This window comes from uncultured Pseudophaeobacter sp., from assembly GCA_905479575.1.
GTDB lineage: Bacteria > Pseudomonadota > Alphaproteobacteria > Rhodobacterales > Rhodobacteraceae > Pseudophaeobacter.
In genome coordinates this window covers 13,574-27,735 of record CAJQNB010000043.1, presented here as the reverse complement: position 1 = coordinate 27,735, position 14,162 = coordinate 13,574, and the positions used below count along the sequence as shown (strand labels likewise).

Here is a 14,162-nt window from a genome sequence, read left to right as displayed (position 1 = left end):
TCGAGGTAGGCCATGACCAGACGTTCAATGGCAGGGATAATCTCGTCCGCAGAGAAACCCGGTCCCGCACGTTCGCCAATCGCGGCGTTTTCAGTGCCGTCACCGCCGAGCGTGATCTGGTAGTTCTCCACACCCGCACGGTCGAGCCCTAGGATGCCGATGTGGCCGACATGGTGGTGTCCACACGCGTTGATGCAGCCAGAGATTTTGATCTTGAGCGGGCCTACATCGTGCTCCAGCTTGAGATCGTCAAAACGGGTCGCGATCTCTTGGCAATCGGGATGGACCGCGCCGTGGCAAGTGCGCAGTAATCCATGCCGGGGCAGGCGATGATGTCCGAGATCAGGCCGATATTGGCGGTGGCCAGAGCGTGCTGTTTCAGACGCGCATGCAGCGCGGGCAGGTCGGATTTATGCACGTGGGGAATGATCACGTTCTGCTGGTGGCTGATGCGCAGCTCATCATAGCCAAATTCCTGCGCCAGATCCGCCATAACCCGCATCTGTTCTGCGCTGGCATCCCCTGGGGTTTGGCCATGGGCCTTGATCGAGATGGTGACGATGGCATGGTTGGGGTCGCGGTGTGCGGCCAGGTTGGTATCGGCCCAGGCGCGAAACACCGGATCCGATGCATAGGCGGCGTCATAGGTGCTGATGTCGCCAGAGCGGAACGCAGGGGCCGCAAAATGGGTCTTGATCTCGTTCAGCAGCGCCTGATCGGTGCCGTCAAACTCGGCGCGCCGCTCTGCAAAGCGGGCCTCGACCAGCTCACGGACTTTTTCGATGCCGTTTTCCTGCACGGTGATCTTGATGCGGGCCTTGTATTTGTTATCGCGGCGTCCCAGCACGTTATAGACGCTGAGAACGGATTCCAGATAGGGCAGCAAATCCGGCTGCGGCAGGAAGTCACGAATGACTTTGCCCACCATGGGGGTGCGGCCCAGGCCACCGCCGACGATGACCTCAAAGCCGATCTCGCCGTCGCGCTCGACCATACGCAGACCCACGTCATGGGCTTTGGTCACGGCCCGGTCATTGGGGCTGCCGGTGATGGCGATTTTGAACTTGCGGCCCAGGAACTGAAACTCGGGGTGGTCGGTGGACCACTGGCGGATCAGTTCTGCATAGGGGCGCGGGTCTGTCAGCTCATCCGCGGCGGCGCCGGCAAAGTGGTCTGCGGTGGTGTTGCGGATTGTATTGCCAGAGGTCTGGATTGCGTGCAGGCCGACTTCGCCGAGGGCATCCAGCATATCGGGGATGTCGTTCAGCTTGGGCCAGTTGTACTGGATATTCTGGCGGGTGGTGAAGTGGCCATAGCCCTTGTCCCACTTCTCGGCCAGCAGCGCCAGGGCGCGCATCTGGTCAGAGTTCAGCGTGCCATAGGGGATCGCAACCCGCAGCATATAGGCGTGCAGCTGCAGATAGACGCCATTCATCAGGCGCAGCGGTTTGAATTCATCCTCGGTGAGCGAGCCATCAATGCGGCGGGCAACCTGGGCGCGGAACTGGGCGTTGCGTTCGGCCAGAAAGGCCTCGTCAAAGGCGTTGTACTTATACATGGGCTGCGGCCTCCTGTTTGCCGTGGCTGTAGTTGGATGGGCCTTTGCGGCGGAAATCTTCGCGGAAATGCACCGGCTCCGGGCCGTTGGGGCCGGCCTTGGCATCGGCCAGATAGGCGCCGACGATGCGGATATTTTGCTTTTCAGCCTCCAGCAGGCGCAGCTGCGCTTCGGCTTCATCGACGATCAATTCCGCCTGGGCGAGATCGCGGGTCCAGCTGTTGTCGGCCTGGAAGTAGATCACATCGCCTTCCAGAAGATCATTGGCGGTGATGACTTTGGGGGTGAAGGGACGGGCCATTATGCAAGCTCCATGTTTAGGTCTGAAAGGGCGGCCAGGCTTTGGCGCGGCGCGAGCCCAAGAAAGGTAAGAGCGGGACCATCAAAATCCGCTGCGGCGAGATCTGTTGGCAGGCGTTCCAGGGTGGTCTCCAACACCCGCTGATTGGCGCGGGAGGCGTTTTCGATCACCGTGACCGGCGTGGCGCGATTGGCGCCATGCATGATCATGCGGCCCTGCACAAAACGGGCGGATTTCTTGCCCATGTAGATGGCTGCGACCTCGCCGGGGCGGGCCAGAGCGGCCCAGTCCTGATCGGCAAAGCCACGGGTGTCATGGCCAGTGAGAAAGCGCACCGAGGAGTTGCGCCCCCGCTGGGTCAGGCTCTGGCCGATACTGGCAACGGCGGCAGAGGCTGCGGTGATACCGGGCATGATCTGATAGGCGACACCGGCCTCTTCGCAGGCGGTGAGCTCCTCGTCCAGGCGGCCAAAGATGGTGGGATCACCGGATTTCAGGCGCAGAACCTTGTGGCCGGCCTGGGCATGGGCAACCATACGGGCGCAGATCTCTTCCTGGCTCATCGAGGGGCCAAAGCCCTCTTTGCCGACGTCTTCCAGCTGCGCCTGCGCCCCTGCAAGCGCCAGGATCTCGGCGCTGACCAGCCGGTCGAACAAGATCACATCCGCCTCTTGCAGCGCGCGTGCCACCTTGAGGGTCAGCAGCTCAGGATCGCCGGGTCCAGAGCCGGCAAAGGCCACTTGGCCGCGGTTCAGGCAACACATGCCGCTGCGGCTGTGCGCGGGGGAATTGGCAGTATGTGTCATTGGACCGGTCATGTCTGGCCTCTTTGCTGTTGTTTGGCTGTTGTTTGACTTACGAGTGTATATAGGAAATATTCCCGCTATTGCGCTATATCTCAGAATGAATAAGGTGGTTTGTTCTAACTGGAGGTGGCATTGGGTGGGTTTGTCCTAAAGTAGAGGGAAATTGAGAATGACAGCACGGATCGATGTGACAGACCGGAAAATTCTGGCGGAGCTGCAGCGCGATGCGGGGCAATCGCTGGATGAAATCGCCCGTCAGGTGGGCAGTTCCAAGACCCCTGTGTGGAATCGGATCCGCAAATTGCGCGAGGCCGGGGTGATTGGTCAGCAGACCATGGTGCTGGATGCAGAGGCGCTGGGGTTTGAGGCCTGTTTCTTTGTATTGATCCGCACCTCAGAGCATGAGGCGGATTGGCAGGCCAAGTTTCTGAAGGCTTTGCGCGACCGCCCGGAAGTGCAGGAGGCGCATCGGCTGGCGGGGGATATCGACTATATTCTCAAGGTGCGGGTGCAAAACGCGCGGGCCTATGATGTGTTCTATCAGGCGCTGATTTCAGAGGTGAAGGTGCATAATGTAACGGCGCTTTTGTCGATGGAAGAGATCAAATCCACCACTATGCTGCCACTGGAGAGCTAACCCCTGCCAAAAGGGGCGCTACCGCGCGCCTATTTCTGCCTGTGGCGCCGCGACGCAGAACGCCGGGCCTGGTGGTTTGGCTGGGGCTTTTGCCCCCCCCCCTCCTCCTTGAGCCGAGAGCCGAGAACCGGAGCTAGCGCGTTACCTGCAGCTCAGACAGTCCGTGAAAATGGTAGCTGTTGCTGTAGCGTGGGTCCGCGGCGAGTTTCAGATCGGGGCAGCGCTGAAACAGGATGGGCAGTGCAATCTGCATTTCCAGCCGCGCCAGAGGGGCGCCAACGCAGAAATGCAGCCCGCCGCCAAAGGACATATTTGTGCGTGCCGGGCGGCTGGGGTCAAAGATTTCGGCGTCGTCTTCGGCAGCGGGATCCCGGTTGGCCGAGGCCAGCAGCAGCGCCACCTGATCGCCGCGTTGAAAGGTATGGCCCATGACCTCTGCCTCTTCATAGGCGTAGCGGGTGAACAGATGCAAAGGTGGGTCAAAGCGCAGGATCTCTTCGACCAGGTTTTCGATGCCTGTGGGTGCCAGCCAAGCCGGATCCCAGCCCTGCTGCAACAGGGTTTTGACACCATTTCCAAGGGCATGCACCGTGGCTTCGTGGCCCGCATTGAGCAGCAGGACACAGGTGGCGATCAGCTCGTCGGTGGTGAGTCTGTCGCCTTGCTCCTCTGCGGCAATCAGCCGGGTTATCAGGTCATCTGCGGGCTCTGAGCGGCGTTTGTGCACATACTCGGCCAGAAACGCGGTGAAGTCCTGCGCGGCGCTAGCGGCGGCCTGTTCGGTCTCTGGGGTTCTGGCGGCCTGATACATGGCCACCATATCGTGGGACCAGCGCAGCAGCTGTGGTGCCATCTCGGTGGGCACGCCAAGCAGGCGGCAGATGGTGATTATCGGCACCTGGGTACAATAGGCCGAGAGCAGATCAAAGGGCCTATCGGGGAAGGCATCAATCAGGCTGTGGCAAAGCGCAGTAATGCCGGCTTGCTGCGCCTTGATCTCGCGGGAGGTAAAGGCGCGCATCACCAGTTTGCGCAGCCGGGTATGGCGGGGTGGTTCCGCCTCCAGCATGGAATGGGCCTCAAGCGCCAGGAAGGGCGCAAGGTGCTGCGGCGCGGCAGTGGACAGTTCTGGCGGCATCTCACGGCCAAAACGGCGATCGCGCAGCAGCATGTGAACAGCGGCGCGGCGAAAGGCGGCTATCATGCCGTAGTCTTGCCAATAGTTTAATCCAGCCTGGGCACGGGCCCTGTGATAAAAGGGGTACGGGTCTTGCACAAAGGCGGGATCGGTCGGGGATTGGCTGACTGTTTTCATTGCCCGACTTTGCCTTCATGGGTGGTCTTTGCAAGCTCAGTCTTGCTAGACTGGGAAAAAACTTCGGGTCAAAAGAGAGCAAAAACTGATGCAAAGATGGCCGTTGCTGCTGGGGGTTGCCCTTGCAGTATCTTGTATAGTCGGAGCGACCTGGATTTATGGGTACCGTCAGGCGCTTGAGTCCCTGGCGGAGCGCAGCGTTGCGGACCTTGCATTGGCCTCGGATCGGGTCAGCACCCAGTTGCAGATCTATCAAGAGCTTGCGGTTCTGACCGCAGATCACCCGGTTTTGGAACAGCTGGAGAGCGAAGCGGAACGGCAGGCTGCGCAGTGGGTGTTGCGCAGCATTGCCGACAAAACCTCTGCTTTGGATGTGTTTTATGCGGATACCAGTGGCGCAGTGCTGGTGGCAGCGGCGGGTGTCACCGGGGGTGATATTGCCGATGCGGACTATTTCCGGCGCGCCATGCAGGGCGCGCTGGGGGTTGGGTCGGATGTTTTGGCTGAAAACGGCCGTCGCGCCTATTTTTATGCCGCCCCCAACTTTGCGCCAGGAGCCGGGGTGTCCGGGGTGTCCGGGGTGCTGGTGGTGGTGGCCGATGTCGAAGACGTGGAGCAGACCTGGCAGGGCTCTTTGCCTGCGGTATTTTTTACCAATGACCATGGCGAGGTTTTTATCTCAAACCGGCCAGAGCTGCTGTTCTGGCATCAGGGACAAGAGACGGGCGCCAATGCAGGGGCTGCGGAGGAAAAACTGGACTATGAGGTCTATACCCAGGGTGAGTACGAGATCTGGACGCTCTCTGGCAGCGCCTATCTGCCCCGTCGCGCCCTGCATTTGACGGTAGATCTGCCGGTCATCGGTCTGACGGGACAGATCCTGGTGGATGTGGCCCCGGCCCGCAGATTGGCTCTGCTTCAGGCTGCGGCCCTGGCGGCACTCTGCCTTGCCTTTGGCAGTTTTCTGTTTCTGACCATGGAGCGGCGCCGAACCCTGGCCGAGGCCAACGCGGTGTTGGAAAGCCGCGTTGAAACCCGTACCCGTGCACTGCAATCCACCAACAGCCAGCTGCGGCGCGAAGTCAGTGAACGCCAGGATGCAGAGGCTGCCTTGAAGAAGGCGCAAGAAGAGCTGGTCCAGGCGGGAAAGCTTTCGGCCTTGGGGCAGATGTCTGCGGGGATCAGCCATGAGCTGAACCAGCCACTGATGGCGATCCAGCAATTTGCCGAAAATGGCGATGCTTTCTTGCAACGGGGCCAGATCGACCGGGTTGGGGAAAATCTGACGCGTATTGCAGGCATGTCGGCGCGCATGGCGCGGATCATCAAAAACCTGCGGGCCTTTTCGCGCAATGAGAACGAGCCGATGGCGCGGGTGGATCTGGTGCAGGTCATCAATACCGCGGTGGAGCTGACAGCCTCACGCCTGGAAACCGACGCGGTGACGCTCCGCTGGAGCCCGCCAGTGGGGGAGAACCCGATCTATGCCTGGGGCGGTGAAGTGCGACTGACACAGGTTTTTGTCAATCTTATCAACAATGCGGCTGATGCAATGTTGGGCCAGGACAGCCGCGCGATCACCATAACCCTGGAGGCTGGAGACCGGCTCGCGGTGGTGGTGTCTGATATTGGCCCAGGCATTAAAGAACCGGAAAAGATGTTTGATCCGTTTTACTCGACCAAGGTGGTGAGCAGCTCTGAGGGCATGGGGCTGGGGCTGTCGATATCCTATGGGTTGTTGCAGAGCTTTGGCGGCAATATCCACGGCAGGAATGGCACGCGCGGTGCCGTATTCACTGTCGAGCTGGACCGCTGGAATGAGGATGCCGCGATATGACCCGGAAGGTTTTGGTCGTCGATGACGATGCCGCCCTGCGTGAGGCCTTGGCGCAGACGCTGGAGCTGAATGATCTGGAAGCCATTACTGCGGGGTCCTTTGTGGTGGCAAAGGATTTGATCACTGCCGAGTTTGACGGGGTAATCCTGTCCGATATTCGGATGCCGGGGCGGGATGGGTTTCACCTGCTGGACTACGTGAGCGGCATTGACGACGACCTGCCGGTGATCCTGTTGACCGGTGAGGGGGATATTCCCATGGCGGTCAAGGCGATGTCACGGGGGGCCTTTGGCTTTCTGGAAAAGCCTTGTGTCACTGCGGATCTGCTGACGACGCTGCAGCGGGCTTTGAAAACCCGCCACTTGGTGCTGGAGAACCGCGATTTTAAACAACAGCTGGAAGAGGGCGATCCGGCGGCGCGCATGTTGTTTGGCACCTCCCAGCAATCCGATGAGCTGCGAGCGCGGGTGCGCGCTGTGGCTCCAACCTCGGCCGAGGTTTTGGTGGCGGGGCCGGCCGGCAGCGGCATTTCCAAGGTGGCAGAGGTGATCCACCTAATGTCACCGCGCGCCCAGGCGCCCTTTGTCAAATCGCCCTCAGCGGGGCTGAGCACCGCTGACCTGCGGGAGCTGTGTCAGCAGGCCGCTGGTGGATCGTTGTTTCTGGATGAGATTTCAGCCCTCTCCGAAGCGCTGCAATATGCGGTGCTGGACTGGGTCGAACAGGGGGGCGAGACACGGCTGATTGCAGGCAGCACCGCCGATCTGGCGGGGCTGGTTGCTGCAGGCAGTTTTGGCGCCGACCTGTATTACCGGCTCGAAGGCATGCGGGTGCGTATTCCGTCACTGGCCGAGCGCCCTGGCGATATCCCGGTGCTGTTCCGGCTGTATGTGGCTCAGGCCGCGGAACAGGCCGGGATTGAGGCGCCGCAGATCAGCCAAGAACATCTGGCGGGGTTGATGGCGCAGGATTGGCCGGGCAATGCGCGCTCGCTGATGTCGGCAGCCATGCGGTTTGTTCTGGGGATGCCGGATGAGATTAGCGGTGCCACCGAACTGGGCCTGGCAGAGCAAATGGCCCAGGTGGAGCGCTCACTTTTGATCGCGGCTTTGGGACGTCAGAATGGCAGGGCCGCCGCAGCGGCTGAGGCACTGAAACTGCCGCGTAAAACCTTCTATGACAAACTGGCCCGCTATGGCATCCGCCCAGAGGATTATCGCCGCGCCTGATCTCGCCTCGGCCACCCCGACCCAACGGCCCTGGCAATCAACCAACCCGGCAGTCCCCAGCTTGGCGATTCCTGCAGGTCACGGGCGGTGGCTCAGGTGAGATCAGGCGTTGTCGCTTTGTGCGGTTTTCCGCACAAGGCTGGCAATCCCTGTGCGAGATTTCGCACAACCCTGTCGTGCCCGCGTGGGGCTGCTGCTGCGCGTTTCAAGTAACCATCTGTGAAATATATAAAAGATTTCAATTTAAGATGACTTGAAAACAAATCTTGAGCTGCGCCGCGCAACTGGCAATCCTTGGCCGAGGCTTCTGCCATGGCAGGAGATAGGATGAAATCTGGGAGGATTGATATGAAGTTTGTAACCGCTGCTGCCACCGCGATGGCCCTGACAGTAACCGCTGGCGCTGCTAGCGCCGCCTGCGATGACGGCGAAATCGTTGTCAAATTCAGCCATGTAACCAACACAGACAAGCACCCCAAAGGGATCGCGGCCTCTTTGCTGGAACAGCGCATCAACGACGAAATGAATGGCACCATGTGCCTGGAGGTCTACCCGAACTCGACGCTCTATAACGACAACAAGGTGCTGGAAGCCATGTTGCAGGGCGACGTGCAGCTGGCGGCTCCGTCGCTGTCAAAGTTCGAGAAGTTCACCAAGGAATTCCGCCTTTTCGATCTGCCCTTCATGTTCAAGAACATTGATGCGGTTGACGCGTTCCAGGCTTCGCCCGATGGGCAGGCGCTGCTGGACAGCATGCAGCGCCGGGGCCTGCAGGGGCTGGCCTATTGGCACAATGGCATGAAGCAGATGTCGGCGAACCGGCCCCTGGTCGCGCCGACCGATGCCAATGGTCTGAAGTTCCGGGTTCAGTCCTCTGACGTGCTGGTGGCGCAGATGGAAGCCATCGGTGGTTCGCCCCAGAAGATGGCCTTTTCCGAAGTCTACGGTGCTCTGCAGCAGGGTGTTGTCGACGGTCAGGAAAACACCTGGTCCAACATCTACGGCAAGAAGTTCTTTGAAGTGCAGGACGGTGTCACCGAGACCAACCACGGCATCATCGATTATCTGGTTGTGACTAATGTGGACTGGCTGGAAAGCTTGGACGCCCCAGTACGGGAGCAATTCCTGCAGATCCTTGGGGAAGTGACCCAAACCCGCAACGCCGAGTCCACTCAGGTCAACAACGATGCCAAAGCGGCCATCATCGCAGCCGGCGGCGAAGTCCGTAGCCTGGATGCGGCACAGCGTCAGGCCTGGGTTGAAACCATGATGCCCGTCTGGGAGCAGTTCTCTGGTGACGTTGGTCAGGACAAGATCGACGCAGCACAGGCGATCAACGCCAATTACTGATTGATTGGTTGTAACACGCGGACCCGCCCAATTGGCGGGCCGCATCCGAGGGGATGATCCTGTGTGATCAAGGCCCCCGGACTTTCAGGCGGCGTGGGGATCCGCCGCCTGATCTTTTTCTTTCTCAACATCATCGGGGTGACCACTATGTCCGGGGCAAGAACCGGCCTGTCCGGGTTTATCAACACATTGGAAGAAACGCTGATCGCGTTGCTTCTGGGGCTGATGACGCTGATAACATTTGCCAATGTAATCGCGCGATTTGCCTTTAACTCCAATATCCTTTGGGCGCTGGAACTGACAGTCTTCCTGTTTGCCTGGTTGGTGCTACTAGGGGCGTCCTATGCGGTTAAGACCCATACGCACCTGGGCGTGGATGCCATCGTCAATATTCTGTCACCGGGCGCGCGCCGGGGTGTGGCGCTTGTTGCTGCGGCGGCTTGCCTGGTGTTTTCCCTGCTGCTGCTGAAAGGCGCCTATGACTACTGGGCGGTGTTTGCGGATCTGCCGCCAACCTCTGGCCGCTGGTTTCCAACCGGGTTTGACATGAAGGCGCGCAGCCAGAGTTTTTACGAGGTGCAGGATGTGCCCATGGTGGGTCTTTTCCGCTTTCTGGAAGAGCTGATCAACTACGGCGACTCTTACGAGAAACTGCCCAAGGTGGTGCCCTATGTGGTCTTGCCCCTGTCGATGTTGTTGCTGGTTTTCCGCTTTTCCCAAGCCCTGATGCAGGTGCTGCGCGGCGAGGCGGATCGGCTGGTGGCCAGCCATGAGGTCGAAGATGAGTTGGACGAGGCCCGCGCCCGGGCTACCGAGGGAGAAAACTAATGGATGTAATTTTTCTCTTTGCCATGGTGATTGGCCTGATGTTGATCGGGGTGCCGATTGCCATCTCGCTGGGCCTCAGCTCGGTTCTGTTTTTGCTGATCTATTCCGACAGTTCGCTGGCAAGCGTTGCTGGCACTCTGTTTGAGGCCTTTGAAGGCCACTTTACCCTGCTGGCCATTCCGTTTTTCATTCTGGCCTCTACCTTTATGTCCACTGGCGGCGTGGCGCAGCGGATCATTCGCTTTTCCATCGCCTGTGTTGGGCATTTCCAGGGTGGCCTGGCCATTGCCGGCGTTTTTGCCTGTATGATGTTTGCGGCACTCTCTGGCTCTTCGCCTGCCACGGTTGTTGCTATTGGTTCGATCGTGATCGCAGCGATGCGCCAGGCGGGTTACACCAAGGAGTTTGCAGCCGGGGTGATCTGTAATGCCGGCACCCTGGGCATCCTGATCCCCCCCTCGATCGTCATGGTGGTCTATGCGGCCTCAGTGGATGTCTCGGTGGGCCGGATGTTCCTGGCTGGCATCATTCCGGGCCTTTTGGCAGGCATCATGCTGATGGTGACGATCTATGTGATTGCCCGGATCAAAAACATGCCCAAGGGTACCTGGGCTGGTTGGGGCGAAGTTGGTGCTTCGTTCCGGGAGGCCTTCTGGGGCTTGTTCCTGATCGTGATCATCATGGTGGGTATCTATGGCTACCCTTGGTACTCGGCGGAGCTGGGGCTTTATAAAGAAGACGCCATCTTCACCCCCACGGAAGCGGCTGCTGTGGCTTCGGTCTATGCCTTCTTTGTTGCCACCTTTGTCTATCGTGACATGGGGCCTTTGGCTGAAACCGAACAAACCCCGCGCCGGTCGGTGTTTCAGGCGCCGCAGGCTTTGCTGACGGTCTGGGCACATAAGGACACCAAGAAAGCGCTGTTTGATGCGGGCAAGCTGACGGTGACGCTGATGTTTGTGATCGCCAATGCGCTGATCCTGAAACATGTGCTGACCGATGAACAGGTGCCGCAGCATATCGCCAATGCGATGCTGTCCGCAGGTTTTGGGCCGGTGATGTTCCTGATCGTGGTGAACATTATCCTGCTGATTGGTGGTCAGTTCATGGAGCCTTCTGGATTGTTGGTGATCGTGGCGCCGCTGGTGTTCCCTATTGCCATTGAGCTGGGCATTGACCCGATCCATCTGGGCATCATCATGGTTGTGAACATGGAAATCGGCATGATCACCCCGCCGGTGGGCCTGAACCTCTTTGTTACCTCCGGGGTGGCAGGCATGCCGATGATGGCGGTGGTGCGTGCGGCCTTGCCCTTCCTGGCGGTGCTTTTTGTCTTCCTGATTATGGTGACATATATCCCCTGGCTGAGCACCTTGATCCCCAATGCGCTTATGGGGCCTGAGATTATAACCAACTAAAGCGTCCGGCCTGTAACCTGCGGTATCGCGCATCACTTTTTGCGCTGAGCCGCAGGCGAAGGCCGCGACCAAGTGGTTCATGTTTAAGGCCGGGCGCTTTAGGGGTTTGGCTCCAAGTGAAACAGAAAACGCCCCGGATTTGGTCCGGGGCGTTTTTGTTTTGGCGGCGTAAGGGCAGGGCGGTGCCTGCCTATGGGTTAGGGGGCAATTGAAATAGGGGGATCAGCTGGCGTCGAGGGCGGCGATAATGGGGGAGAAATCTGCGGCCTTTAGGCTGGCGCCACCAACAAGGGCGCCGTCGACGTTGGAGGTGGCAAAGATTTCAGCGGCATTGCCCGGTTTTACCGACCCGCCATAGAGCAGGCGGATAGCATCGGCCATTTCGGTGCCGAACCTGGTGGTGAGGGCCTGGCGCAGGAAGTCATGGACTTCGGCAATTTGGGCCAGGCTTGGCACTTTGCCAGTGCCAATGGCCCAGACCGGTTCATAGGCGATGACGGTGTTTTGGCCTGTGGCACCGTCGGGCAAGGAGGCGGCCAGTTGATTGCCAACAACGCTCAGGGTGTCTCCGGATTCGCGCTCTGCCAGGGTTTCGCCAAGACAGACAATCGCGATGAGGCCGGCGCTCCAGGCGGATTTTGTTTTTTCAGCAACTGCTTCGCTGCTCTCAGCGTGGTCGGCGCGGCGCTCTGAGTGGCCTAGAATGACAGCGGTCGCGCCGGCGTCTTTGAGCATGTCAGACGACAGGTCGCCGGTGTGAGCCCCAGAAGTTGCCGCATGGCAATCCTGGCCGCCAATAGCCACAGGGCTATCTGCAGCAAGCTCGGCTGCGCGGGACAGCAGCGTGGCAGGGGGGCAGATCAGCAGCTCTGATGTGGCGGCGTGTTGGCCCTGTATCAGGGTTTCAAGCTCGGCCAAGGCTGCGCTTGTGCCATTCATCTTCCAATTGCCCGCTGCCATTTTCTGCCGCATCTGTCGCTCCCTTGGTCAATATCTGGCCAAGTGGTAGCACCGGGGGCAGGGCGGGGCAATCGGGCAAGGGCCTGAAGGCGAGGCCTTTTGCCATTTCATGAGCGGAGACGCCATCTGTCAGCGCAGGCATCCTTGGCTAAATGGGCTGCGAACCTGTCACAGGTTTGGCACATCCTTAAAGCTGATGGATTCACCACAGCCGCAGGCCTCTGACACGTTGGGATTGTTGAACTTGAAGGCGCTTTCCAACAGCGAGGTCTCATAGTCGATCTCGGTGCCAAAGAGGAACATCTGCGCCATAGGGGCAATAAGCACCTTTGCGCCGTCCTGTTCCACCACCTCGTCGTTCTTGTCCGGCTCGTCGACATATTCCATGGTGTATTCCATCCCCGCACAGCCGCCCTTTTTGACGCCAATGCGCAGGCCTGCGTGGCCACCGCTGGTCATCAGTTTGGTGATCTGGGCCGCAGCCCGGGGGGTGATTGTCACAGCCTGTTTGCCGGGAATGCCGAACATAAGTGTCTCCAATGCGCGCGTTTCCTCTTATCTAGGCCCGCGAGGGGGCAGGCTCAAGAGGCAGTGGACAGCAAAACGGGCCGCAAAGGGACAAGCGGCCCGTTCAAACCTAACACAGCAGGGATTTATGAGACTTAAAGCCCCATGCAGTTGGCGTAGTAGGTGACTGTTGCGGGCCAGTCAGAAAAGATGCCTTCGATCTCGACATCCTGGGCCAGAACATCAAGAATTTCGTAATAGCTGGAGGCATTGCTGACCGCGGGCTGTACGGTCTGGAAGTACCAGCCGCCACCTGTGGTCAGCGGGCCAGAGCGCTCCAGGGTCCAGGTGATCAGCTTGAGCCCGGCGGCCTTGGCCTCCTTGGCGTAGGGGGAGGGCACCATTTTGCCGTCTTCAAGGGTAACCAGCATCCACATGGGCGGGGCGATGTAGTTCACACCCATATCGGCCAGTTCCTGCATCGTGGGGCTAAAGCTGCTGGGATCCATTGGATCCAGCGGCGTTGCTCCGCTGTTGCGCCCATCCAGATAGACCGCCTGTTTGCCAAATGCGGGCTCGTTCTGGATCCAGTATTTCACCACCTCGAGATCAAAGCTCTGGGCCCAGACATCGGTCGCGGGGATGTCGGCCGCCTTGTAGTCGTCGATCATCTTCTGGGCGTAGGCCTCCAGAGTGAAGCCGTTGAAGGGCATCTCAACTGCGGGGGATTTGAGCTCTGGGGTGAACTTGGCGCCCAGAGATTTGAACAGGGCGATGGATTCCGCATGGGTCATTGCGGTGGCACCATCCGCATATTGGCTGCTGCGCCAGGAGGGCGAGCCGCCCTGGGAAGCCGCCGCTGTGGTTGCCGTCTTGTCAAAGCTGTCCATCTTGGGCGTCAGGCTGCGGAACTGCTCCAGGGTGATCTCTGAGCTGCGGCATTCGGCCGAGGCAGGGGCGGTGCCGCTGGCCGGGGTGAACGGCGTGATGCAGGTTTCAGGCAGATCGGTGGTCAGGATATTGGTGGTGGTGTGCAGATCGTTTTGCGCGTGACGGCAGATCAGCGCCAGATCCTTGGTGAAGGTCACGTCGCATTCCAAAATACCCGCGCCCATCTGCGCGGCAGCGACATTGGACTGCACGGTATGTTCGGGGAACATCAGCGGCGCGCCCCGGTGGCCAATCGAAAAGGTGCTGCGGGCAGGCAGCTGCGCCGCACAGGACTGCAGTTTTGACTTCAGCGCCCCTTCGGGCAGCTTTTCGATCAGATAGGCCGGGCGGGGACCATAGCTGAGACCCGTCTCAGCGGCGTTGACCTCTGGCGCGAAACTGGCGGATCCAAGGGTGAGAGCGATGAGCGACAGGTTAAGAGCGTTGCGCAATGGAATTCTCCAAAGAAGTTGATTTTCAAAAGAG

At 59.6% G+C, this 14,162-nt stretch carries 12 protein-coding genes and 1 pseudogene; 6 read left to right on the top strand and 7 right to left on the bottom strand.

Going from position 1 to position 14,162, the window contains the following annotated elements; all coding sequences use genetic code 11:
- The 3 genes and pseudogenes from QZ268_RS12770 to cobA all read right to left on the bottom strand — a co-directional run.
- Nucleotides 1-1,558 (bottom strand): annotated as a pseudogene (locus QZ268_RS12770) (nitrite/sulfite reductase); the annotation flags it as partial.
- Entirely contained in the window at nucleotides 1,551-1,859 is a 309-nt protein-coding gene (locus tag QZ268_RS12765) for a DUF2849 domain-containing protein (protein ID WP_295453170.1), read from the bottom strand. The gene QZ268_RS12765 and the pseudogene QZ268_RS12770, both read right to left, overlap by 8 nt.
- Nucleotides 1,859-2,677 carry a uroporphyrinogen-III C-methyltransferase gene (cobA, locus tag QZ268_RS12760; RefSeq protein ID WP_295453167.1) on the bottom strand — a complete coding sequence of 273 codons (819 nt, stop codon included), beginning with the start codon at nucleotides 2,675-2,677 and terminating at the stop codon, nucleotides 1,859-1,861. Before cobA ends, QZ268_RS12765 begins: the two co-directional genes overlap by 1 nt.
- Nucleotides 2,678-2,834: 157 nt before the next feature.
- Here cobA and QZ268_RS12755 point away from each other — a divergent pair, with 157 nt between their 5' ends.
- On the top strand, nucleotides 2,835-3,302 hold the full coding sequence (locus QZ268_RS12755) for an Lrp/AsnC family transcriptional regulator (protein WP_295453164.1): 468 nt from the start codon (nucleotides 2,835-2,837) through the stop codon (nucleotides 3,300-3,302).
- Nucleotides 3,303-3,435: 133 nt separating this feature from the next.
- On the opposite strand, the gene QZ268_RS12750 is transcribed toward QZ268_RS12755, so the two are convergent.
- Nucleotides 3,436-4,617, bottom strand: coding sequence for a cytochrome P450 (locus QZ268_RS12750; protein WP_295453161.1), 1,182 nt, complete (start codon nucleotides 4,615-4,617; stop codon nucleotides 3,436-3,438).
- Between the two features lie 88 nt (nucleotides 4,618-4,705).
- On the opposite strand from QZ268_RS12750, the gene QZ268_RS12745 reads away from it, so the two are divergent.
- The 5 genes from QZ268_RS12745 to QZ268_RS12725 all read left to right on the top strand — a co-directional run bounded on the left by QZ268_RS12745 (nucleotide 4,706) and on the right by QZ268_RS12725 (nucleotide 11,279).
- The gene (locus tag QZ268_RS12745) at nucleotides 4,706-6,454 is read left to right on the top strand and encodes an ATP-binding protein (RefSeq protein WP_295453158.1); all 1,749 of its coding nucleotides are present in this window, start codon (nucleotides 4,706-4,708) and stop codon (nucleotides 6,452-6,454) included.
- Complete coding sequence (locus QZ268_RS12740) at nucleotides 6,451-7,683, top strand: sigma-54 dependent transcriptional regulator (RefSeq protein ID WP_295453156.1); 1,233 nt, start codon at nucleotides 6,451-6,453, stop codon at nucleotides 7,681-7,683. The genes QZ268_RS12745 and QZ268_RS12740 overlap by 4 nt, the downstream gene beginning before the upstream one ends.
- Nucleotides 7,684-8,031: 348 nt before the next feature.
- Nucleotides 8,032-9,033 (top strand): DctP family TRAP transporter solute-binding subunit, encoded by a 1,002-nt coding sequence (locus QZ268_RS12735; RefSeq protein WP_295453154.1) that lies wholly within the window; start codon nucleotides 8,032-8,034, stop codon nucleotides 9,031-9,033.
- A 147-nt stretch (nucleotides 9,034-9,180) separates the two neighbouring features.
- A complete protein-coding gene (locus tag QZ268_RS12730) occupies nucleotides 9,181-9,861 on the top strand; it encodes a TRAP transporter small permease (protein WP_295453174.1) in 681 nt (226 codons plus the stop codon).
- Nucleotides 9,861-11,279: a TRAP transporter large permease gene (locus QZ268_RS12725; RefSeq protein ID WP_295453151.1), complete on the top strand. Its 1,419-nt coding sequence runs from the start codon at nucleotides 9,861-9,863 to the stop codon at nucleotides 11,277-11,279. The genes QZ268_RS12730 and QZ268_RS12725 overlap by 1 nt, the downstream gene beginning before the upstream one ends.
- Nucleotides 11,280-11,501: 222 nt before the next feature.
- Here the strand turns inward: QZ268_RS12725 and tpiA are convergent, their stop codons facing one another.
- From tpiA to QZ268_RS12710, 3 genes are all read right to left on the bottom strand, one after another.
- Nucleotides 11,502-12,251, bottom strand: coding sequence for a triose-phosphate isomerase (gene tpiA, locus QZ268_RS12720; protein WP_295453147.1), 750 nt, complete (start codon nucleotides 12,249-12,251; stop codon nucleotides 11,502-11,504).
- 156 nt (nucleotides 12,252-12,407) lie between these two features.
- A complete protein-coding gene (locus tag QZ268_RS12715) occupies nucleotides 12,408-12,767 on the bottom strand; it encodes an iron-sulfur cluster assembly accessory protein (protein WP_027239831.1) in 360 nt (119 codons plus the stop codon).
- Nucleotides 12,768-12,901: 134 nt separating this feature from the next.
- Nucleotides 12,902-14,128 (bottom strand): glycerophosphodiester phosphodiesterase family protein, encoded by a 1,227-nt coding sequence (locus QZ268_RS12710; RefSeq protein WP_295453144.1) that lies wholly within the window; start codon nucleotides 14,126-14,128, stop codon nucleotides 12,902-12,904.
- Nucleotides 14,129-14,162 lie beyond the last annotated feature (34 nt).